17 protein-coding genes, 1 tRNA gene, 1 pseudogene and 1 riboswitch are annotated in these 21,334 nt (G+C 70.6%); of the genes and pseudogenes, 7 read left to right on the top strand and 12 right to left on the bottom strand.

Features of this window, described 5'->3' with window-relative positions; all coding sequences use genetic code 11:
• Window positions 1-188 precede the first annotated feature (188 nt).
• The 5 genes from R6V09_RS18560 to R6V09_RS18540 all read right to left on the bottom strand — a co-directional run bounded on the left by R6V09_RS18560 (window position 189) and on the right by R6V09_RS18540 (window position 6,632).
• A complete protein-coding gene (locus R6V09_RS18560; protein ID WP_317882521.1) occupies window positions 189-1,892 on the bottom strand; it encodes a carboxylesterase/lipase family protein in 1,704 nt (567 codons plus the stop codon).
• A gap of 131 nt (window positions 1,893-2,023) precedes the next feature.
• Entirely contained in the window at window positions 2,024-2,965 is a 942-nt protein-coding gene (locus R6V09_RS18555) for an SGNH/GDSL hydrolase family protein (RefSeq protein WP_317882520.1), read from the bottom strand.
• A 56-nt stretch (window positions 2,966-3,021) separates the two neighbouring features.
• A complete protein-coding gene (locus R6V09_RS18550) occupies window positions 3,022-5,235 on the bottom strand; it encodes an MMPL family transporter (protein ID WP_317882519.1) in 2,214 nt (737 codons plus the stop codon).
• A 142-nt stretch (window positions 5,236-5,377) separates the two neighbouring features.
• Window positions 5,378-6,019, bottom strand: a complete 642-nt coding sequence (locus tag R6V09_RS18545) for a GTP cyclohydrolase II (RefSeq protein WP_317882518.1) — start codon at window positions 6,017-6,019, stop codon at window positions 5,378-5,380.
• Between the two features lie 115 nt (window positions 6,020-6,134).
• Window positions 6,135-6,632: a MarR family winged helix-turn-helix transcriptional regulator gene (locus tag R6V09_RS18540; RefSeq protein ID WP_317882517.1), complete on the bottom strand. Its 498-nt coding sequence runs from the start codon at window positions 6,630-6,632 to the stop codon at window positions 6,135-6,137.
• Window positions 6,633-6,694: 62 nt separating this feature from the next.
• Between R6V09_RS18540 and R6V09_RS18535 the strand changes: the two genes are divergently transcribed.
• Window positions 6,695-7,825, top strand: a complete 1,131-nt coding sequence (locus tag R6V09_RS18535) for a dihydrofolate reductase family protein (RefSeq protein WP_317882516.1) — start codon at window positions 6,695-6,697, stop codon at window positions 7,823-7,825.
• A gap of 65 nt (window positions 7,826-7,890) precedes the next feature.
• Here the strand turns inward: R6V09_RS18535 and R6V09_RS18530 are convergent, their stop codons facing one another.
• The 3 genes from R6V09_RS18530 to R6V09_RS18520 all read right to left on the bottom strand — a co-directional run bounded on the left by R6V09_RS18530 (window position 7,891) and on the right by R6V09_RS18520 (window position 9,757).
• The gene (locus R6V09_RS18530) at window positions 7,891-8,379 is read right to left on the bottom strand and encodes an SRPBCC domain-containing protein (RefSeq protein ID WP_317882515.1); all 489 of its coding nucleotides are present in this window, start codon (window positions 8,377-8,379) and stop codon (window positions 7,891-7,893) included.
• Entirely contained in the window at window positions 8,376-9,299 is a 924-nt protein-coding gene (locus tag R6V09_RS18525; protein WP_317882514.1) for an NADP-dependent oxidoreductase, read from the bottom strand. Before R6V09_RS18525 ends, R6V09_RS18530 begins: the two co-directional genes overlap by 4 nt.
• Before the next feature lie 86 nt (window positions 9,300-9,385).
• Window positions 9,386-9,757 (bottom strand): winged helix-turn-helix transcriptional regulator, encoded by a 372-nt coding sequence (locus R6V09_RS18520; RefSeq protein WP_317882513.1) that lies wholly within the window; start codon window positions 9,755-9,757, stop codon window positions 9,386-9,388.
• 225 nt (window positions 9,758-9,982) lie between these two features.
• Between R6V09_RS18520 and R6V09_RS18515 the strand changes: the two genes are divergently transcribed.
• The 5 genes from R6V09_RS18515 (at window position 9,983) to R6V09_RS18495 (ending at window position 14,974) form a co-directional block, all read left to right on the top strand.
• Window positions 9,983-11,203: an alginate lyase family protein gene (locus R6V09_RS18515; RefSeq protein ID WP_317882512.1), complete on the top strand. Its 1,221-nt coding sequence runs from the start codon at window positions 9,983-9,985 to the stop codon at window positions 11,201-11,203.
• 52 nt (window positions 11,204-11,255) lie between these two features.
• Window positions 11,256-11,329: transfer RNA gene (locus tag R6V09_RS18510), tRNA-Met, on the top strand.
• Between the two features lie 112 nt (window positions 11,330-11,441).
• Window positions 11,442-12,599, top strand: coding sequence for a PP2C family protein-serine/threonine phosphatase (locus tag R6V09_RS18505; protein ID WP_317882511.1), 1,158 nt, complete (start codon window positions 11,442-11,444; stop codon window positions 12,597-12,599).
• 189 nt (window positions 12,600-12,788) lie between these two features.
• Window positions 12,789-12,945: riboswitch (cyclic di-AMP (ydaO/yuaA leader) on the top strand.
• Between the two features lie 11 nt (window positions 12,946-12,956).
• On the top strand, window positions 12,957-13,964 hold the full coding sequence (locus tag R6V09_RS18500) for a M23 family metallopeptidase (RefSeq protein WP_317882510.1): 1,008 nt from the start codon (window positions 12,957-12,959) through the stop codon (window positions 13,962-13,964).
• Window positions 13,965-14,029: 65 nt separating this feature from the next.
• Window positions 14,030-14,974 carry an aldo/keto reductase gene (locus R6V09_RS18495; RefSeq protein WP_317882509.1) on the top strand — a complete coding sequence of 315 codons (945 nt, stop codon included), beginning with the start codon at window positions 14,030-14,032 and terminating at the stop codon, window positions 14,972-14,974.
• A 17-nt stretch (window positions 14,975-14,991) separates the two neighbouring features.
• Here R6V09_RS18495 and R6V09_RS18490 read toward each other — a convergent pair whose 3' ends face one another.
• From R6V09_RS18490 to R6V09_RS18475, 4 genes are all read right to left on the bottom strand, one after another.
• Window positions 14,992-16,344: a PrsW family intramembrane metalloprotease gene (locus R6V09_RS18490; RefSeq protein ID WP_317882508.1), complete on the bottom strand. Its 1,353-nt coding sequence runs from the start codon at window positions 16,342-16,344 to the stop codon at window positions 14,992-14,994.
• 62 nt (window positions 16,345-16,406) lie between these two features.
• Window positions 16,407-17,213: a tRNA (guanosine(46)-N7)-methyltransferase TrmB gene (gene trmB / locus R6V09_RS18485; protein ID WP_317882507.1), complete on the bottom strand. Its 807-nt coding sequence runs from the start codon at window positions 17,211-17,213 to the stop codon at window positions 16,407-16,409.
• 12 nt (window positions 17,214-17,225) lie between these two features.
• The gene (gene lhgO / locus R6V09_RS18480) at window positions 17,226-18,485 is read right to left on the bottom strand and encodes an L-2-hydroxyglutarate oxidase (protein WP_317882506.1); all 1,260 of its coding nucleotides are present in this window, start codon (window positions 18,483-18,485) and stop codon (window positions 17,226-17,228) included.
• 149 nt (window positions 18,486-18,634) lie between these two features.
• Window positions 18,635-20,059 (bottom strand): hypothetical protein, encoded by a 1,425-nt coding sequence (locus tag R6V09_RS18475; protein ID WP_026151123.1) that lies wholly within the window; start codon window positions 20,057-20,059, stop codon window positions 18,635-18,637.
• A gap of 671 nt (window positions 20,060-20,730) precedes the next feature.
• On the opposite strand from R6V09_RS18475, the pseudogene R6V09_RS18470 reads away from it, so the two are divergent.
• Window positions 20,731-21,334, top strand: a pseudogene (locus R6V09_RS18470) (asparagine synthase-related protein); the annotation flags it as partial.

Genomic DNA, 21,334 nt, shown 5'->3' with positions numbered 1-21,334 from the left:
TCAGCGATGCGCTCGGCTTGCCCATCACCGTCATGGACGCCCTGCCCGGACCGGCCTGGGCCGCCGCGGCGCTGCTGCTGCCCGCTGCCGGCCTGGCCGTCGGCACCCTCTTCGGCAGCCGCGAAGTCCTCCGCCGCGACCCCTATCTCACGGCACGAGCACACAGCTGACCTCCGCTCGGCTCTCGCTCAGTACTCCGTGACCTGCGCCTCCAAGTACCCCTTCAAGAACGCGTACTTGGCCTCCGTGTCAGCCACCGACAACGGCGCGAAGTGGTCGCCCAACTCCATCGACACCGGCTTGGACGTCCGCAACGTCGGCCACGCCGGCAGCCCGTGCCCGTTCGGATTGCCCGTCGCCGCGAAGTTCGCGACGTACGACGAGGTCGTGTCGGCGATCGCGTAATCCGCCGCGGTCCAGGGGCGGTCGGTGCCGTACAGGTTGCCGAAGAGGTAGTACTTCTCGGCGCCGTGGTAGGCGCCCGCGCCGTCGGCCGGTTCGATGGGGTTGGTGGTGTCGTGGCCCGGGGGGACGTGGGTCCACCAGTAGGTGTGGACGGGGCTGCGGTTGCCGGCCGCCGTCCGGAACTGTGTGCCCCAGAGGAAGGTGGAGACGCGTTCCTCGTCGCGGGCGTAGTTGTTGTACTGGGCTGCCGCCTCCGCGTCCGTCGTGGCGGGGTAGAGGGCGAGGAAGTCGGCCGCCCGGTCACCGAACGTGGTTGCCGCGTACGCCTCGTACGCCGCCACCGTCATCGTCAGTGTCGGCGAGGCGCCGTTCTCGTCCTTGTTGTTGCCGGTGAGGACCGGGATGTCGTACTCGGTGCGGGACTTCATCGCGGCCGTGTAGGACTTCGGCAGGACGTAGCCGTCCAGTACGTTGCCGAAGCTCGTGCCCGCCGCCGGGGCGCCCTGCGCGTACACCTTGGTCACGATCTCGTCGGCCGTCAGCGCGCGCAGGTCCGACAGCGAGGTCGCGCCCATGTACGCAGCGAACGCTGTGCCGTTGGCCTCCGCCGTCGCCAACTGCGCGTAGCCGCCCGCCACATGACCCAGTGCCGGGTCCTTGGTGTACTGCACGCCGGCCGAGAGGAGGGCCCGGTGGAACAGGCCTCGCGCGAGCTTCGAGATCATCAGGATGTTGACGAACGACGAGCCGTGCGACCAGCCCGCCAGCGTCACCCGTTCCGGATCGCCCCCGAACGCGGCGATGTTGCGGCGGATCCACCGCAGCGCCGCCACCGTGTCCTGCACACCCCAGTTCCCCGAACCACCGTGCCCGCCCTCCGAACTCAGCGCCGGATGCGCGAGGTTGCCGAAGGCGCCCACCCGGTGGTTGTACGTCACCACGACCGCGCCCTTGGCCGCCAGGTTCGCCCCGTCGTACACCGGCTGCGAGGCCCACATGGCGCTGTTTCGGCCGCCGTAGATCCAGACGAAGACCGGGCGGAGGCCACGGGATGCGTGCGAACTCCCGTCCGCCGTCCAGATGTTGAGGTTGAGGCAGTCCTCGCTCAGCGGGGGGACCTTGTCGGCGGCTATGCCCGTGACCGGCTGGGGGCAGGCGGCGCCCCAGGTGTCGGCCTTGCGGACACCCTGCCAGGACGGCGGTGGTTGCGGGGCGCGCCAGCGGTTCTCGCCGGCTGTGGAGGCGGCGTAGGGGATGCCCTTGTAGACGGTGACGCCGGGGAGGGCGGCGGGGGTGCCCGTGACCAGGCCGGACCGGGTTCTGATCGGGTGGCTCGCGGCGGTGTGCGGGGTGGCTGATGCCGGGGTGGGAGTCAGGGTGCCGAGCAGGGTCGCGCCGGCCGTGATGCCTGCCGTGCGGCCGAGGAAGTCGCGGCGGTCGAGACCGTCGGGGGAGGGGGTCGAGTGTCGTGAGTCTCGCGGGTCCACTGAGTCTCCGGATCAGTTGAGGACGAGTCGCCTCATGCTGTGCCGGGTGTGCCGGGCGGGCCTAGAGCGGTGCCGTGACTCACAGTGTCCACGGGTGCAACTTAGGTTGCGGGCCTGCCGGTTGACACGTTCTACAGCGCCGACTTGATCGTGCGCAGCACCGCGTCCGCCATCCCCCGCTCCCCGCGCGCGTTCGGGTGCACCGGTGCCGCCGGGCTCTGCGGTACGAGCGGCTCGACCCAGCGGGTGTTCTTTGCCGCGCACGCGTTGTGGTCGGTGGAGGGGGTGTACGTGTCGACGTAGCCGACCCCCGCCTCCGAAGCCCGTTGGCGCAGCACGGTGTTGAGTTGTTGCTCCTTCTCGCGGAGGTAGGTCACGTCGCCCGGTGCGAGGGACATCTCCCGGCCGCAGTCGGCGCTGTCGGCCGGGAGGATCGCCGGGTAGGAGACGACGTAGACGCGGGCCTCTGGGGCGCGGCGCCTGACCTCGGTCAGGATCCGGGTGAGCCGGTCGCCCGCCGTGGCGATCTTCTTCTCTACGGCGTCAGCGTCGGTGTCCGCGCTGCGTGCGCAGGGTGCGTTCTCGGTGAAGTACTTGCCGCTGCCGGTGAGTTGGTACAGGGCGCCCATGGCGACGCAGCGTTTGATCAGTGCGCTGAAGCCGATGTCGTTGCCGCCGATGCCGATGGTGACCAGGCGGGTGTCCGACGAAAGTGCCCTGAGCTGGGGCGGGTTGGTGCCGTCGTTGGTCTTCTGGGCGGCCGTGAGGTCGGCGGTGGCGGCGCCGCTGCAGCTCACATCGCGGAACTTGCCGCCCTTCAGGCCGAGTTCGGCGGCCACGAGGGCCGGGTAGTTGCCGGCGGAGCGGTCGCAGCCCGCGGGGGTTCCGGTGGGGTCGGTGATGCCGGGGCCTGCCGTGTAGGAGTCGCCGAGGGCCACGTACGGGCCCTTCGACGGGGCCGAGTACGCGACCCCGGTGCCGCCGCCGTCACCGTCGCGGCTGACCAGGACCACGGTGAGCAGCGTGCCGCAGGCGAGGAGCCCGGCCACCCCGGCCTGCACTGAGGTTTTCATCGAATTGCCCTCTCTGGCTGGTGAGTTGTGGATGTCCGCGGGCCCGGCGACAGGCCCTACGGGACCGGCGTGAGGTGGACGGTCGGGGTGTCGGTCGTGGTCACCGGTGCCGGGACCCTGCGGCTCAGGGCCTCGCCCTCGACGTCCATGCGGGGGAGGATGCGGTCGAGCCAACTCGGCAGGTACCAGGCCTTGTTGCCGAGCAGGGAGAGGACGGCCGGCACGATCGCCATCCGGACGACGAACGCGTCGAACAGGACCGCGATGGCAAGCCCGAAGCCGATCATCTTGATCATCGAGGCGCCCGCGCCGATGAAGCCCGAGAACACCGCCATCATGATCAGCGCGGCGGCCACGACCACCCGGGCGCTGTGCCGGAATCCCGAGACGATCGCCTGGCCCGGCCCGTCCCCGTGGACGTACGCCTCACGCATCCGGGAGACCAGGAACACCTCGTAGTCCATGGCGAGTCCGAAGACGATGCCCACCAGGAAGATCGGCATCAGGCTCATGATCGGGCCGGTCTGGTCGACGCCCAGCCAGGAGGCCAGGTGCCCTTCCTGGAAGACGGCGACGACCGCGCCGAGTGCCGCGAGGACCGAGAGGAGGAAGCCGAGCGCCGCCTTCAGGGGGACCAGGAGCGAGCGGAAGACGAGGAGCAGGAGGACGATCGCCAGGCCCACCACCAGGGCCAGGTACGGGATCAGCGCGTCCTGGACCTTCTGCGCCACGTCGATGTTCAGCGCGGTCGTCCCGGTGACCTCGAAGCTCGCGCCGGACGTCTTCGACTCGATACCCGGCCGTTCGTCGCGGATCGTCTGGACGAGCTGTTTGGTCTTCTCGTCGGTGGGGCTGGTGGCGGGGGTCGCGGAGAACACCGCTGTGTCGCCTGCGGAGTTGAGGCGCGCCGGGGAGACGGAGACCACTCCGTCCGTGGCGGCTATCTCCTTCGAGATCGTCGCTACGGCGGTCTTCGCGTCGGCGGCTCCCTTGGCGTCCACGACGATGGTCAGGGGGCCGTTGAAGCCTGGGCCGAAGCCTTCGGCGAGGTCGTCGTAGGCGCGGCGTTCGGTGGTGGCGGTGGACTTGGCCTCGTCGCCGGGCATGCCGAGCTGGAGGTTGAGGGCGGGCAGCGCCATCGCGCCGAGGCCCACGACGCCGAGCAGGAGGACGGGGATCGGGCGCCGTACGACGATCCGGGCCCAACGGCTGCCGCCGTTCTCGCCGTTGCCGCGCTTGGGCTTCTTCTTGCGGTCGCGGCGGGACAGTACGGCGTTGGGCCAGAAGCCGAGGATCGCGGGGACCAGGGTGAGGCAGATCAGGACGGCGAGGAGGACCGCGCCTGCCGCCGCGAGGCCCATCTTCGTCAGCATCGGGATGCCGACCACCGACAGACCGGCCAGGGCGATGACAACGGTCAGACCGGCGAACACAACTGCCGAACCCGCCGTACCGACGGCCAGTCCTGCCGCCTCCCTCGGCGCGTGGCCCTTCTCCCGCTCCTCCCGGTAGCGGGAGACGACGAACAGGGCGTAGTCGATGCCGCAGGCGAGGCCGAGCATCGTGGCGAGGGTGCCGGTGGTCTCGGAGAGGCCGAAGGTGCTGCCCAGGGCGAGGACCGCGGACATGCTGATGGCGACGCCGATGATCGCGGTGAGGAGGGGCAGGCCGGCCGCGGCCAGTGAACCGAAGGTGATGAGCAGGACCACGGCGGCTATCGCGATACCGATGGCCTCGGCGCTGCCGCCCGCCGCGGGCTGGGTGGCGAGCGCGTCGCCGCCGACCTCGACGGTCAGGCCCTCGTCCCGGGCCGTGTCGATGGCCCGCTCCAGATGGGTCTTGGCGGCGCCGGTGAGGTCGTCGGCCTTCACCTTGAAGGTGACGGTGGAGTACGCCGTGGAGGCGTCCGCGCTCACCGCCTTCGCGGCGAACGGGTCGACGGCGGAGGCGACTTGGGAACCGTCGGCCGCCTCGGTCACCAGCTTCTCGATCGCCGCCCTGTTCTCGGTCGCGGTGACCTTCTCGCCGTTCGGGGCGACGAAGACGATCCGTGCGTTCGCGCCGTCCGCCGCCGTGCCCGGGAAGCGCTGCTCCAGCAGGTCGAAGGCCTTCTGCGACTCGATGCCGGGCATCGTGAAGCCGTCGTCCGGAGCGGCGGGGGCCTTGGTGGCGGCGAATCCGACGGCGCCGAGGACCGCCACCCACAGGAGGGTGACGAACCAGCGCCACCGGAAGGCCGTGCGGCCCAGGTGATAGAGGAGAGTAGCCATGGCTGGGGAAGGCCTCCACGTCGGCGGTCGGTCGAGATCGTGGTCTCAACCCTTCCGCCGACGGCCTTCCGTCACGAGGGAGTGCCCTCCCGAATGCATGGTGTAGCCCGCTACACCGTCCGGGAGCAGGTCAGCTCCTCCGTCAGCCCACGTTCAGCTCCGTCAGCCGGCCCAGCGGGAGCGTGTGGTGGGTCTGCAGGACCTTCGCGCGTAGATACCGGACGTTGTGCGGGGTGGTGAACACGCCGGTCGGGACGCGGTCGTGGACGTCGATGCCCAGGCCGCGCAACTGGTCGGCCTTGTCGGGGTTGTTGGAGAGCAGGTCCAGGGACGTGACGCCCAGGGCCTGGAGCATCTGGGCGGCGGCCGTGTAGTCGCGGGCGTCCTCGGGGAGGCCGAGCGCGGTGTTGGCGGCGTAGGTGTCGAGGCCCTGGTCCTGGAGGGCGTACGCGTCGAGCTTGTTGTAGAGGCCGATGCCCCGGCCCTCCTGGCGCAGGTAGAGCAGGACACCGCCGCGGTCGGCGATGCGCTCGACGGCCTCGCGCAGCTGGGGTCCGCAGTCGCAGCGGGCGGAGCCGAAGACGTCTCCGGTCAGGCACTCGGAGTGCAGCCGGACCAGCGGGGTGGTGCCGGGGGCGGGGTCACCGAGGACGACGGCGACATGTTCCTGGCCGTCGGTCAGGCCGTGGAAGGTGACGAGTTCGGTGTCTACGGCGTAACCGTCGTGGAAGCGCAGCGGTACCCGGACGCGGGCACGCTGGGTGGCGGCGGGGAAGTCGGGCATGCGGGTCTCCGAGTCCGAAGGGTGACGTAGCGATGTGCTTCAAAACTGAAGCACATCCGCGATCACGGACAATACCGCATGCTTGAAATTTGAAGCAACAGATTTGTGTGACGAGTCACGAACACGGCGGGGAGGAACGGCGGCGCCACGGGACGTCCTCCGGTGCCTCCAGTGCCCGCACGATGCCGGCGCTGATCTCCTCCAGCTGGCCCACCTGCTCCGGGGTGAGATGGTCGAAGATCGCGGCGCGGACGGTCTCGACATGGCCCGGCGCCGAACGCACCAGGACGGCCATCCCCTCGTCGGTCAGGATCGCGGTGCTGCCCCGCTTGTCCGACGGGCACCCCTCGCGCCGCACCAGCCCGTCCTTCTCCAGCCGGGTCACGGCGTACGTCAGCCGGCTCCGGGTGATCTTCGACTTCTCGGCGAGGTCGGTCATCCGCAGCCGGTGGTCCGGTACGTCGGAGAGGTTGGCCAGGATGGAGTAGTACAGGTGGGGCATGCCGGCCTCCTGCTGGAGCTGCCGGTCGATCGCGTCCTCCAGGAGGTGCGTCGCGGCGATGTAGGCGCGCCAGGCGCGCTGCTCCTCGGCGGTGAGCCAGCGAGTCGTCATGCCCCCAGTGTAGGTTTGTTTCAAACTTGAACCAAGCCCGGCCTCGAAGAGAGAGCGCGTCGATGCCCTTCCCGTACGTCCTGCTGTCCGCCGCCGTCTCCCTCGACGGCTACCTCGACGACACCGGCCCCGACCGGCTGCTCCTCTCCAGCCCCGCCGACTTCGACCGCGTCGACGAGGTCCGGGCGTCCGTGGACGCGATCCTCATCGGCGCCGGCACCATCCGCGCGGACAACCCCCGCCTCCTGGTCAACTCCCCCGAGCGCCGCGCCGCCCGCATCGCGGCAGGCAAGCCGGAGTACCCCCTCAAGGTCACGGTCAGCGGCTCCGGCGACCTGGACCCGGCGGCCAACTTCTGGCACACGGGCGGGGACAAACTCATCGCTACGACCGACAAGGGCGCGGAGCGGGTACGGCAACTCGGCCTCGCCGCCGACGTCTTCGCCCTCGGCCCCGACCTCGACTGGCGCCGTCTCCTTGAACACCTGCACGCCGTAAGGGGAGTTGACCGCCTGATGGTCGAGGGCGGCGGCACCGTGCACACCCAGCTCCTCCAGCAGGGCCTGGCCGACGAACTCCAACTGGTCCTGTCCCCACTCTTCGTGGGCGCCCCGGGCGCCCCCCGCCTGTTCGGCCCGGGCACGTACCAGTCGGGCCGCCTCCGCCTGCTGGAGACCCGCCCCATCGAGGACGTCGTCCTCATGCGCTACGAGCCCACCGCCCCCGGCACCGGCGACCTCCCCTCCGCCGCCGACCACCACTGGCTCGCCCTCGCCTGCGACCTGGCCGCCGACTGCCCGCCCTCGGAGACGGCGTTCAGCGTCGGCGCGGTGGTGGTGGCCGAGGACGGCACGGAACTGGCCCGCGGCCACTCCCGCGAGGCCGGCGACCCGGTGGTCCACGCGGAGGAGGCGGCCCTGGCCAAGCTGGACCCGGCGGACCCCCGCCTCTCCGCCGCCACGGTCTACACCAGCCTGGAGCCCTGCACCCATCGCGCCTCCCGCCCCAAGCCCTGCGCCCGCCTGATCCTCGACGCCGGCGTACGACGCGTGGTGACGGCCTGGCGCGAGCCGGACACCTTCGTGGCGGGCGCCGACGGGAGCGGAATGCTGGCGGCGCGGGGGGTCTCAGTGGTCGTACTCCCGGAGTACGAGGACCGGGCGAAGGCGCCGAACGGGCATCTGCCGGGCTGAGGCGGGTCACCTACTCTGAAAAAGTGTGTCACTTTCGCGAAAAGTGACACACTTTTTCGGGACACCTACCGGCCCCCGCTCCACGACCACCGGCCCTCCGCACGTGCCCGCAGAGCGACGCCGTATCGGGCGTACTCCTCCCCGAGCCGGCCCAGTGCCGGGACGAGTTCGGCGGCGGTGGCTCCGAAGAACTCCTCGGAGTCGGTCAACTCGGTGCTGCCGTCCAGCAGTTGGCCGAGCGTGAACGAGTGCCTGCCGAGGACCGCGTCGAGGGATCCGCCCTCCCAGACCAGTCGCCGGGGAGCCGCCACATCGACGATCCTCATCGTGACGTCCTGCTCGCCGCCCGCGCCGTCCGAGACCCGGCCCGGAACCTCCGCCCCGACCACCACCTGCTCGGGCCGCGCGTCGAAGGACAGCACCGGGTGCCACCGCGCGTACTGGTCGAACGCCACGAGCACGCGCCACACGGCCTCCATCGGAGCGGAGATCGTGGTCACCGCGGTGACCACGACCGGCTCTTTCCGGTGGTCCGCGCCGGTCCCGGTGCTCACGGGACCAGTACGATCCGGCCGCGCAGACCGCCCCGGGCCAGCCGGGCGTGGGCCTCGGCGGCCTGCGCCAGGGGATACACCTCAGCCACGCGCGGTGTCAGGACGCCGACCTCGGCGAGCGCCGAGAGATACGCGAGCCGGGGTGCGTCGGGACCGGCGGCGGTGTGGCGCACCACCACGCCCCGCTCCGGCGCCGGCAGCACGTCAAGCCGCACGCTCACGAAGACGCCGCCGTCCCGTACGGCCGCCATCGCGGGTGCGCCCAGAGCCGCCGCGTCGAGCACGCCGTCCACGCCGCCGGGCACCAACCGCCGTACCGCCGCGCCCGGTTCCTCGTCGCGGGACACGAACCAGGTGGCGCCCCGACCGCGCAGATACTCCTCGTCCTCGGGCCGCCCCTGTGCGACGATCCGCACGCCCCGCGTCCGGGCCAGCTCCACGGCGTAGCCGCCGACGGCCCCGCCGGCGCCGGTGATCAGCAAGGTGTCGCGGGGGCGCAGCGGGAGGTGGTCCAGGGCAAGTGAGGCGGTCGTCGCGTTGAGCGGGATCGTCGCCGCGAGCGTCGGGTCCATGCCCTCCGGGGCGGGGGCGAGGGAGTTGAGGTCGGTCACGAGGTATTCGGCCTGGGCCTTCGTGGGACGCAGCACGGGGGCGTCGAACACGATCACCGGGGTGCCGACCTCAAGGAGCACACCCGGGCCGACGGCGTCGATCGTCCCCGCGGCGTCCAGTCCGAGACCGGTGTGGTCGACCTCCGGCATCGGCCCGAAGTACCCGGCCCACACCGCGGAGTCGGCGGGATTGAGCGCGGCGGCGGCGACCTTGACGCGGACCTCCAGGGGACCCGGTTCCGGAAGCGGGACCTCCAGGACCTCGACGGCCTCGGGTCCCCCGGTCTTCCTGACGACTGCTGCGCGCATGATATTCACTCTTCCGTTTGCGAAATGGAACCCATCAAACGGTAGGTGCGTTGCGATCGATTCGTAAGAAGGCACTTCCAAGTGCGTTACAACCCCGCGTCGTAGCGGGCCCTCGCCTCGTCGACCTCGCCGGTCTTCTCGCCGGCCCAGTCGCGCACCTGGGACAACAGGCCGTACAGGCCCTGCCCGAGCGGGGTCAGTTCGTAGTCGACGCGTACCGGCACGGACGGTGTGACCGTCCGCCGCACCATGCCGTCGCGCTCCAGCATGCGCAGGGTCTGGGTCAGCATCTTCTGGCTGACGCCCGGGATCTCACGGCTGATGTGGTTGTACCGCATCGCGTCGCCGTGGGACCCGAGGGTGCACATCGTCAGGCTGACCCACCGGTTGCTGATCGTCGAGAGCAGGGCCACCGCGGGGCAGTCGCGCATGTACGCCTCGTACGCCTTCGTGGTCATCGTCTCTCCCGTCAGGGGGTAACGCACTCAAAAGTGCCTACTTACCAATCGATCGTAACTCACCTAGTATGCGGAGAGTTGCCATTCGCAAATCAAAAGGCATCCGCCCCGGGCAGGTGACCGATCGGCCCAGCAGATCCGATCGGCCCATCAGATCCTGCGGTCCGCCGTCCGCCGGGTCACGCTCGCAGAGAACCGGTGCGGACAACGGCGGAGGTAGGGCACATGAGGGCAGTGCGGCGGCGCTCGGCGGCCGTGATGGGCGCGTCCGTGGCGATGGGGCTCGTCGCCTCGTGCGGGGCGGCGGACACCGGTACCCGGACCATGGCGCGGGCACTGCCCGCCGGCGCGGCGTTCACGCATCCCGGAGTGCTGGTCAGCAAGGGGCAGCTGGACGCCGTACGGAAGAACGTGGCGGCCGGGAAACAGCCCTGGCTGAAGGCGTACTTCGGGATGCGGGACAGCAAGTACGGGTCGTACAAGTACACGGCGAAGCCCTACGCCGACGTCGACTGCCCCTGGAACGGCAAGGCCGCGCACGGGTGTGTCGAGGAGCGCGAGGACGCGATCGCGGCGTACACGCAGGCCCTGTTGTTCAGCATCACCGGCAAGCAGCATCACGCGCTCAAGGCGCGGGAGATCATGGACGACTGGTCGGCGAGGATGAAGGAGCACACCTCCGAGGACGCCGGCCTGCAGACCGCCTGGGCCGGGTCGACGTGGGCGCGGGCGGCGGAGATCGTGCGGTACGCGCCGGGGGCCGGGTGGCCGGCGGACCGGGTCCAGCGGTTCGCGACCATGCTGCGCACCGCCTATCAGCCCGAGGTCACCAAGGACCTGCCGGACTACAACGGCAACTGGGACCTCGCGATGACCGACGCGGCGATCGGCATCGCCGTCTTCCTCGACGACCACAAGGCCTTCGACGCGGCCGTCAAACGCTTCCGCGACCGCGTGCCCGCCTACTTCTACCTGGAGAAGGACGGCAAGGTGCCGCTCACTCCGGCCCGCTCCACCGTCACCACCCCGCAGAAGCTGACGACGTACTGGTTCAAGCAGACCACCTTCAAGGACGGCATCGCCCAGGAGACCTGCCGCAACTTCAAGCACGTCGGGTACTCCCTCGCCGCCACCGGGCACATCGCCGAGACCGCCTGGCACCAGGGCGTCGACCTCTACGACGGGGTCAAGGACCGGCTCAAGGCCGCCCTCGAATTCCACTCCCGCTACCAGCTCGGCGAGCCCGCGCCCGCCTGGCTCTGCGGCGGCAGGGTCGACCGGAACATGGGGCCCGACCTGGAGGTTCCGCTCAACCACCTGGAGGACCGGCTCGGCATGAAGGTGCCCGCCGCGCACAAGCTCGCCGAGACGACCCGGCCGGCCGGCAGCGACGACCTCTTCGTCTCCTGGGAGACCCTCACGCACGCCGGGAACACCGCCGACTGAAACCTGTGTGACATCGGACCCCGCGGATGGCGTATAGTTGCAATCACAACGGCGCGGGGTGGAGCAGCTCGGTAGCTCGCTGGGCTCATAACCCAGAGGTCGCAGGTTCAAATCCTGTCCCCGCTACTCAAGGCCAAGGGCCGGAATCCAGAACATGGATTCCGGCCCTTGGTGTTTCTCCCGCCCCGGTCGGCCCACCCCGCTCGCCGCCCTCCCCCGGCCAGGAAAAACTGGACGTGTGGAGGAGGAGGGTCCGTATGCGCGAGCCGGCGGGCGGCTGCCCGGCGATCCCGTCCCCGACCCCGGCCTCGGCCCCGACGAGGGACGGCGGACCGCCCGCGTCCTCGCCCTGGTCCGCCGGCTGCCCGCGCTGCTGCTGATCGTCGGGGCCTGCTACGACTACTTGACCCCGCAGGACTTCACGGCGGCCCCGTTCTTCACCGCCGCCCCGCTCGTCGCCGCCCCGCTCTACTCACGGCGCGGCACCGTGCTCACCGGCCTGGCCGCCCTCGCCGTCGTCCTCGCGATCCACATCAGGCTCGGCATCCTCCTGCGCACCGACGCGGTCACCGAGGTGGCCACCGTGGCGACGGTCGCCGTGCTCGCCGTCCTCATCAACGCCCTCGTCCGCCGCAGCAGCGAACAGCTCGCCTCCGTACGCGAGATCGCCGAGGCCGCCCAGCGCGCGGTACTCCCCGAACCGGCCGAGCGGATCGGCGGGTTCGAGATCGCGGCACGGTACGAGGCGGCGCAGGAGGGCGCGTTCATCGGCGGCGACCTGTACGCGGTGCAGGACACCCCGCACGGCGTACGGCTGGTCGTCGGCGACGTACGCGGGAAGGGCATGGGCGCGGTCGCGGCCGTCGCGGTGGTCATCGGGGCGTTCCGGGAGGCAGCCGAGCAGGAGACCACCCTGGAGGCGGTCGCGCAGCGGCTGGAGCGGGCGCTGGCGCGCGAGGGCACCCGGCGCGACGGGCTCGACGCGTTCGAGGGGTTCACCACGGCTGTCCTCGCCGAACTCCCGCACGGCGACGGCGTCGTACGGATCGTCGACCGGGGCCACCCGCCGCCGCTGCTCCTGCACGCGGACGGCACCGTGGACACCCTGCTCGTCAAGGAGCCCGCACTGCCGCTCGGGATGGGGGAGTTGGGGTTCTGGCCCGACCGGGCCGAGGAGTTCGCGTTCCCCGGCGGAGCCACACTGCTCCTGTACACCGACGGCCTGTCCGAGGCCCGCGACTCCCACGGCGTGTTCTACGACCCCGGGGAGCGGCTGACCGGGCGGACCTTCCGCAGCCCCGAGGCGTTGCTCTCCCTCCTCGCCAAGGAGGTGCGCCGGTACTCCGGGGGCGGCATGACGGACGACATGGCGATGATCGCCGTACGCCATCCATGACCGGACATGCCGTCAATACCTGTGGGAATTCCAAGACATGGTCAACTCGCCCGTTTTTCGGCGACGGTGGGCCGTTCGTCCAGCAAGGAAAGGTTAATGATCAAGCGAACGGGCTTGGAATCGGGCGCCCGTGTCTATTAACGTTCGATAACGCAGCACGGTCGTCCCAGCCGTCACAAGAGACAGCTCCGTGCGCACGCGCCGAATCCCGCAAGGGAACCGGGGAACCACCACTTGGGGTGAATCGCTCGTCGACAGCCGTGGGAACACGGCAGGTTTACGCGCGTAGGAGACCTTCCTGCTCCGAACCCGTCAGCTAACCCGGTAGGCGAGAAGGAAGGAAAGGAGCACGCCCACGTGGCGTCAAACCAGGCTGCCCCAGAAGCCCCGGTCGTCTACGGCGGATACCGCCCCGACGAGGGCCCCTGGGAGGAGTGGAACCCCAGCGCGGAGACCGTTCCTCCCAACCGCGGCAAGCACCGTGTCGCCAAGCAGCGTGGTGGCGGGGGATTCGCCCGCAGCTCCACCGTCCTGGGCGTCGGTGTCATAGCCGCCGTCAGCGCGGGCGGCATGGCCAGCGCCAACACCGGCAAGCCGCCGGTCTCCATCTCCCTGCCCGACCTGCCCTCCGTGGGCCATCTGCTGGACGACTCCTCCAGCACCCCCAAGGGTTCCGCGACCGCGCTCAGCAGCGTCGGCGTGACCACCACCGAGACCGCCAAGGGCACCTCGGACGCGGGCGAACTGCTGCGCAACCGGATCATGGAACAGGCCGAGCTCCAGCAGCTCCAGGTCGACGGCAAGTCCCAGGCCGCCGCCGAGGCCGCCGTCGCCAAGCAGGTCGACGCCGCCGCCGCGAAGGCCGAGCAGGCCGCCGCTAAGAAGGCCGCCGACGCCAAGGAGGCCGCGGAGGCCGCCGCCAAGAAGAAGGCCGAGGCCGCCAAGCTCGCCGCGCTGGCCAAGCAGTACACGCTGCCGGTCGGCTCGTACACGATCACCGGCACCTTCGGCCAGGCCGGCTCCATGTGGTCCTCCGGCTACCACACCGGACTCGACTTCGCCGCGCCCACCGGCACGCTGATCAAGGCCATCCACAGCGGCACGGTCACCGAGGCGGGCTGGGCCGGGTCCTACGGCTACCGCACGATCCTCACCCTCAGCGACGGCACCGAGCTGTGGTTCTGCCACCAGTCCTCGATCAACGTCAGCGTCGGCCAGAAGGTCGCCACCGGAGACGTCATCGGCCGCGTGGGCGCCACGGGCAATGTGACCGGACCGCACCTCCACCTGGAGGTCCACATCAACGGCGCGGCCACCGCCAGCGACCCGGCGCCCTGGCTGCGCAGCAAGGGCCTCAACCCCTGAGGTCCCCGAGACTTCTGGATCACCCGCTGGAATATCCGGTTCCGGCCCGGCTGTTGACGTAGAGCATGACTTCTCTTCGCAAGCTGGGCCGGTCCGACCTGGAGATCTTCCCGCTCAACCTCGGCGGCAACGTCTTCGGCTGGACCGCCGACGAGGCGACCTCCTTCGCCGTACTCGACGCGTACGCCGCCGCGGGCGGCAACTTCATCGACACCGCCGACTCGTACTCGGCGTTCGCGCCGGGCAACCAGGGCGGCGAGTCCGAGACCGTCATCGGCAAGTGGGTCAAGGCCCGCGGCAACCGCTCCGACGTCGTCGTCGCCACCAAGGTCAGCCAGCACCCCGACTTCCCGGGCCTGAGCGCCGCCAACATCAGGGCCGCCGCCGACGCCTCCCTGCGCCGCCTGGACACCGACCACATCGACCTCTACTACACCCACTTCGACCAGGTCGAGGTGCCGGTCGAGGAGATCGTCGGCGCGCTCGACGAGCTGGTGAAGGCGGGCAAGGTGCGGTACATCGCCGCCTCGAACATCTCCCCCGAGCGCCTCCAGGCCTCCCTCGACCTCTCCGACCGCGAGGGCCTGGCCCGCTATGTCGCGATCCAGCCGCACTACAACCTCGTCTCCCGCGACACCTACGAGGGCGAACTCCGGGACGTGGCCGAGCGGAACGGCCTGGCGGCACTCCCCTACTTCGCCCTGGCGGCCGGCTTCCTCACCGGCAAGTACCGGCCCGGTACGACCGTGGACAGCCCGCGGGCCGGGCGGGCCGCGGGCTACCTCGAATCGGAGCGCGGCCAGAAGGTCCTGACCGCCCTGGACGAGGTCGCACAGGCCCACGACGCGTCCGTCGCGACGGTTGCCCTCGCCTGGCTCGCCGCCCAGCCCACGGTCGCGGCACCGATCGCCTCCGCCAGGACCGTGGACCAACTGCCCGCACTGCTGGCCGTGGCCGAACTGGCGCTCACGGACGCCGAGATCGAGCAACTGACCCAGGCGTCGGCCTAGAGCCTTCCGAGGGCCAGTCAGGACCGGTACGGGTTGTACGCGGGATACGGCGACGACGACACCGGATTCCCGTACACCCCGTGCCCGCCGTACATCCCGTTCCCGCCGTACACGGGCCACGGCGGCACCACCACCGGCACCGGTGGCGCGATACGCCGCGCCGCGTACTCCAGCGCGGGCCGCGCAACCTCCCGCCGCTGCCACAGCTCGTGCAGCAACTCCCTTTCCCGTACGGCGAATTCGGCGCCCACGCGGCCCCGTGCGGCCCGGTGCCGCAGGAACGCCAGAGAGGTCGCGCAGGCCTCGTAGCGGGCGACCGAGCGGGCCGCGGGGCGGCCGAGGTGATGGCCGGCGTATTCGCGGGCCAGCCGGCGGGCCTTCATCGAACCGAGCACGAACGGTTCCGACGGGGTCAGCCAGCCCGCCAGGACATACACGGGCAACTCCTCGCGCACGGCACGCAGTTCGCGCTGCCGGGTCCAGACCGCGAGCCAGGTCAGCAGACCGAACGCGGGCACCATGAACGCGCCGTAGACCTCGAAGAAGCCGTACTGGCCGAACGTCGAGGAGCCGTTCCAGACCGCGTGCATGCCCATCGCGAGGAGCAGTCCGGTCAGCGGTACCAGGACGCGCCGGACGTGCTGCCGGTCGGGGGAGAGCGCGGCGATGCCGAAGCCGATGCCGGTGAGGACGGTGAACAGGGGGTGCGCGAACGGGGACATGACGATGCGCACGAAGAACGTCGCCGCGGTCACCGAGGTGAAGCCGCGGTCGCCGGTGAGCTGGTCGGTGCCGAAGGCGGTGCCGAGGTAGAGGATGTTCTCGGTGAACGCGAAGCCGGTGGCGGTGACCCCGGCTATCACCACCCCGTCGACGATCCCGGTGAAGTCCCGTCTGCGGAACAGGAAGACGAGGAGTACGGCTGCCGCCTTCGCCGATTCCTCGACGATCGGGGCTATGACGGTGGCGCCCAGGGTGTCCGCGCTGGTGGGGTCCGCGGTCGCGGTCGCTATCCATCTGGTGGCGAAGCTGTTGGCGACGATCGCTATCAACGCGGCGGCGCAGGCGCCCCAGGCGAAGGAGAAGAGGAGGTTCCGCCAGGGCCCGGGGTCGACCCGGTCCAGCCAGCGGAACGCGGCGACGAGCAGCGGCACGGGCAGCACGGCGAGCCCGAGGCCCACCAAGAACCCTTCCGTGCCGGTCTGTTGGCGGACGAGGGCGAGGATGACGAGCCCGGAGAGCGTGAGCAGGGTGATCAGCGCGCCGTAACGGACCCCGTTCCGCTGCCACCAGCGCTCGCGCGGCACGTGCCCGGGCACACCACCGGCCGGGTGGCCGGGGTGTGGGGGGTACGGCGAAAACGTGGCCACGGCATCGACCCTAACGAGGTAAGGGCACGGCCCGCGAGGGAGCCTGGCGTCAGCGCTGGTCGTCAGTGCTGGTCGTCGTGGGGTACGCGACGGAAGAGCAGATCGTTCACGACATGTCCCTTGTCCAGTCCCTGCCCCTCGAAACGGGTCAGCGGCCGGAAGTCCGGACGAGGCGCGAAATCGCCGTCGGGTTGGCTGTTCTCGAAGTCCGGGTGCACGCCCAGCACTTCGAGCATCTGTTCCGCGTACGGCTCCCAGTCGGTCGCGCAGTGCACGGTCGCGCCGGGTTTGAGGCGGGTCGCGGCCAGCGTCAGGAACTCCTCCTGGATCAGCCGCCGTTTGTGGTGCCGCTTCTTCGGCCAGGGGTCGGGGAAGTAGACGCGCAGCCCGTCGAGCGAGTCGGGGGCGAGCATCTCGCGCAGCAGGATGATGGCGTCCCCGTTGGCGACGCGGATGTTGGAGAGCCCGTGGTGGTCGGCGAGGCCCAGCAGGTTGCCCTGGCCCGGGGTGTGCACATCGGCGGCGAGGATGTTCGTCGCCGGGTCGGCGGCGGCCATCTGCGCGGTGGCCTCGCCCATCCCGAAGCCGATCTCCAGCACGACCGGGTTGTCGTTCCCGAACAGCTCGCCGAACTCGACGACCCGCTGCCCGTCGATGTCCAGCCCCCACTTGGGCCACAACCGTTCCAACGCGTCGGCCTGCCCCGTCGTCACGCGGCTCCGGCGCGGCTGGAAACTCCGGATGCGGCGCTCGAAGTGGGAACCGGCGGGGTCGGGCTTGGGGCCGTCGGGGAATCGGGGTTCGCCTTTGGCTCGGATGCGCTGTGCGGCCTCGGCGGGGGCGTCGGGGGTGTTGGGGGAGTCAGACACAATGCGTCGATTTTACGGGGAACTGGGAGCCGCCGGCTTCACCGGGAGTCGGACGCCTTCCTCCTGCCCAAGTACGGCCAGGGCCCGCCTCGCCACCTCTCTCCCGATCGGTAGCGAGGCGGTCGCTGCCGGGCTCGGGGCGTTGAGGACGTGCACCGCCCGCGGGCCCTCCTTGATGAGGAAGTCGTCGACGAGGGTGCCGTCCCGCAGCACGGCCTGGGCGCGTACCCCGGCTGCCGAAGGAGTGAGGTCGTCGGGTGTCACTGCGGGGAGCAGCCGCTGTACGGCGCTGGTGAACGCGCTCTTGGACACCGACCGCCGCAGCTCGCCCACCCCGTACTTCCAGTGCTGCCGTGCCATCCGCCACACCCCGGGCCAGGCCGCCGTGGTCGCGATCTCCCGGGGGCGTACGACACCCCAGCCGTAGCCCTCACGGGCCAGCGCCGGCACCGCGTTCGGTCCCACGTGCACGCTTCCGTCGATGCCGCGTGTGAGGTGCACACCGAGGAACGGGAACGCCGGGTCCGGCACCGGATACACCAGGCCGCGCACCAGCTCGGGGCGCGTCAGCGTGTAGTACTCGCCGCGGAACGGCACGATCCGCATCCCGGGGTCGTCCCCGGTCAGCCGGGCCACCTCGTCGCACTGCAGGCCGGCGCAGTTCACCAGCACGCGCGCGCGGACGATGTCTCCACCCCCGGCACCGTCCGTCGTCCGGACGGCGACCCCGCGCTCCGGCCGCCGGTCGACATGGGCGACGCGCGCGCCGTAGCGGATCTCCGCGCCGGAGGCCTCGGCCAGGTGCCGGGCGACCGCGACGTAGTCACAGATCCCGGTCGTCGCGACCTCTATGGCGGCGAGGCCGCGCACCTCAGGTTCGTACTCGGCGATCTGGGACCCGCCGAGCTCCCGCACCGGAATGCCGTTCTCCCGGCCGCGCTGCACGAGCGCGTGCAGGCGGGGCAGTTCGGCGCGCTCCGTGGCGACGATCAGCTTGCCGGTGACGGCGTGCGGAATGCCGTACTCCGCGCAGAACTTGACCATCTCGGCGGCGCCCCCCACCGCGTACCGCGCCTTGAGCGAGCCGGGCCGGTAGTAGATCCCACTGTGGATCACCCCGCTGTTCCGCCCCGTCTGATGCCGGGCGGGCCCCGCCTCCTTCTCCAGCACGGTCACCCGCGTACCCGGCGCGGCCCGGCCGATCGCATACGCGACCGACAGCCCGACGATCCCACCCCCGACCACGAGCACATCACAGTCGTACCCGACCACCGCGCACCACCTCCCGGCTTCGATAGTGCACTGCGCCACTGACAGTGCCTTCAAACCCGGGGAGGGCATGCCAACCCAGGGGCGCGGGGAACTGCGCGACCAGCCACAGCGGGCCCGCACTCGCAAGACGGTACAAGCCGGGCAGATCCTTAGGCGGGCGCCATCAACAAAGGCCGAGCCCGCTCCCGCAGCTCAACAACCCGCGGCTCGTCCCCATAAGGCTCCAGCCGGTGAAGAAGATCCTTCACGTACTCGGTCGTGCGGGCCGAAGAAATACGCCCGGCAACCTCCACCGCCCGCACCCCCTGCTCACAAGCCGCGTCAAGATTCCCCGACTCCAACTCGGCAACCGCGGAAACCACCAGCCGGAGCCCGTGCGACCGCACGAACTCCTCCGTCGGCTTCGACAACGCCTGCTCCGTGAACCTCCGCACCTGCCGCGGCGCCTTCAGATCCCGGTAGCACTCCGCCGCGTCCGCCGCGAACCGGTCGTAGCCGTAGAACCCGAGCCAGGACGGATCGTTGTCGCCCTCCCGGGACCGCTCAAGCCACCCCTCGGCCGCCTTCAGCGCCGCACCGGCCGCCTGGGCGTCCCCCGCCTTCGCGTGGGACCGTGCCTCGACGAGCCGGAAGAAGCTCATCGTGCGGGCAGTCGCAAGCCCCCGGTTGCGCTCAAGCGCGGCCTGCGCGAGGTCGACACCCTCGTCGCCGAACCCCCGGTAGGTCGCCTGCAACGACATCGAGGCCAGGACATAACCCCCCAGCGGTACGTCCGCCGCCGCGCGGGCCAGCCGCAGCGCCTGGATGTAGTACCGCTGCGCCGCCTCCTGTTGCCCGGTGTCGAAGGCCATCCACCCTGCCAGGCGGGTGAGTTCGGCGCTCGCTCCGAAGAGCGCTCTGCCGACCTCGTCGGAGTACGAGCCGAGCAGCAGCGGTGCCGCCTCCACCCGCAGACACTCCGGCACCATCGACGAACGCCAGTCGCCGCCCCCGTACTTGGAGTCCCAGCGCCTGGCGTCCTCCGCGGCCTCCCGCAGCTTCTGCACATCGCTGTGGCCGACTTTGAGCGGTGTCCCGGAGCTCTCCGCGGAGTTCGCCTCCCGGGCCACCGAACTGTCGGCCGGGGTTATCAGCCACCGTGAGGCGGGCGTTGCGTATGCGCTGACTGCGAACGACCCGGCGAGGGACTGCCAGATGCCGCCGGAGCCGGCCCGGCGGCCGGCGAGGTCGAGGCGGTACAACTCCGTTGCGGAACGCACGGCTTGACCGACGTCCCTGGGGAATGCGAGGCCCACTTCCGGCGCGGGATCCGCGTCCGCCAGGCCAATCTCGTGGAGCGGCACAGGGCGGCCGAGCTTCTGGCCGATGGCGGCCGCGATGAGGTGCGGGGCGGCGCCCTGGGGCACCATTCCCTTCGACACCCAGCGCGCCACCGACGTCTTGTCGTAGCGAAGTGTCAACCCGCGTTGAGCGCCAAGATCGTTGACGCGACGCGCGAGTCCTGCGTTGCTGATTCCCGCGAGGGCGAGAACGGTGCCGAGTTTTTCGTTCGGCCCGCGTTGCTCCCTGGACATGCGCCACCCCTCGACACAGACGGCTGCCGCGCTGGCATAACCATGCGGCATTCGTAAACCCAGCGTAGTTCGCCGCATCCCAAGCGTTAAGGGGCATTGTTCCGGTTGGCGGGATTGTGGTCCGTACGCGAGTGCGGGGTTTGCACGGAGGGTTGCGACGTGCCCCCGCCGTGTGGCCGTGCGCCCGTGTGTGCGCTCTTCTCCGGCCATCGCGGGAGCGCTTCGATGGATCGTGCGTGGGTCGGCCCGCTGTACTGGATCCAGTGGGCTGGGGGACACCGCCGCCTACATCCCCGCGGGCGGCGGACCGGTCCGGGAGGCGTACTCCGCCTCCCGGACTGTGCGCGGTGTGAAGCGGTGCGCACGGCATGTACGGAGCGTGCGCGAGCCTGTGCTCGGAACACCGATTTGGCCGAAAATCACCCCCGCCTCTCGGTGCCGAATACCGCTCCTACCACGGGAGTTGAGGGCGCGTTAGGGGTTTTGGGGGAGCGTATCGGGGGCGCATTCGCGTCGCGGACGTAGGGTCGTCCTTGTCCGGTTGTCCCTCGTCCAGGGCGTCTTCACGCGATCTCAAGCGGCTTCTCCGGCCCTCCGGAAGGCGTCCTTCATGGCAGCATGGTGCCCAGTTCGTGCGGTGCACTGGTTGTCCACAGCCTGTGGAGGCGTCGATGCGGTGGTTGGTGGGATGGAGCAGTACCGCCGCTGGAGCCGCCGCGATCGGTTCGGCGGGGGCTACCGGACTCGACGGTGAGACGGTGCATCCGGTGGGGTCCCAACTCCTGTGGGGCGACCCGGATCCGCTGTGGGCGGTCGGCGACTGGCGGCCCGACGAGGTGCGGGTCGTGAAGGTCGACGCGGAGACCCGGATCGCGGTCCTCGGTACGTGCGGCGCCTCCGACGAGGAGCTGCGCCTCAGTCTGTTCTCCGCGCGCGGAGGGGCACTTCGGCATCTGACGGCCTGGTCGGGCAGCTACACGGCGGTCGTCAAGGTCGGCCGCCGCACCATGGTCTGCGGCGATCTCGCGGGCGCCAAGCCGGTGTTCTACACCCCCTGGGCCGGCGGTACGGCCTACTCCACGGCCGCGCTCCCGCTCGCCGACCTCATCGAGGCCAACCTCGACTTCGGACACCTGGCCGCCCTGCTCGCGGCCCCCGATGTGCCCGCCGCGCTGCACGACTCGACGCCGTACGACGGCGTGCGTCGCATTCCGCCGGGGCATGCGCTGATCCTGCGCGCCGGGGCGCGCGAGATCGCCGGGTACGAGCCGGTCG

It is taken from the genome of Streptomyces sp. W16 (genome assembly GCF_033194735.1).
Classification (GTDB): Bacteria; Actinomycetota; Actinomycetes; order Streptomycetales; family Streptomycetaceae; genus Streptomyces.
Note: the sequence above shows the minus strand (reverse complement) of the source record. Positions and strands in the feature narration are given on the sequence as shown.

Coding starts and splice junctions, on each gene's coding strand:
- R6V09_RS18555 (WP_317882520.1), bottom strand. CDS start 2,965: ATGAAAACCTCAGTGCAGGCCGGGGTGGCCGGGCTCCTCGCCTGCGGC.
- R6V09_RS18550 (WP_317882519.1), bottom strand. CDS start 5,235: ATGGCTACTCTCCTCTATCACCTGGGCCGCACGGCCTTCCGGTGGCGC.
- R6V09_RS18545 (WP_317882518.1), bottom strand. CDS start 6,019: ATGCCCGACTTCCCCGCCGCCACCCAGCGTGCCCGCGTCCGGGTACCG.
- R6V09_RS18540 (WP_317882517.1), bottom strand. CDS start 6,632: ATGACGACTCGCTGGCTCACCGCCGAGGAGCAGCGCGCCTGGCGCGCC.
- R6V09_RS18535 (WP_317882516.1), top strand. CDS start 6,695: ATGCCCTTCCCGTACGTCCTGCTGTCCGCCGCCGTCTCCCTCGACGGC.
- R6V09_RS18525 (WP_317882514.1), bottom strand. CDS start 9,299: ATGCGCGCAGCAGTCGTCAGGAAGACCGGGGGACCCGAGGCCGTCGAG.
- R6V09_RS18520 (WP_317882513.1), bottom strand. CDS start 9,757: ATGACCACGAAGGCGTACGAGGCGTACATGCGCGACTGCCCCGCGGTG.
- R6V09_RS18515 (WP_317882512.1), top strand. CDS start 9,983: ATGAGGGCAGTGCGGCGGCGCTCGGCGGCCGTGATGGGCGCGTCCGTG.
- R6V09_RS18495 (WP_317882509.1), top strand. CDS start 14,030: ATGACTTCTCTTCGCAAGCTGGGCCGGTCCGACCTGGAGATCTTCCCG.
- R6V09_RS18475 (WP_026151123.1), bottom strand. CDS start 20,059: ATGTCCAGGGAGCAACGCGGGCCGAACGAAAAACTCGGCACCGTTCTC.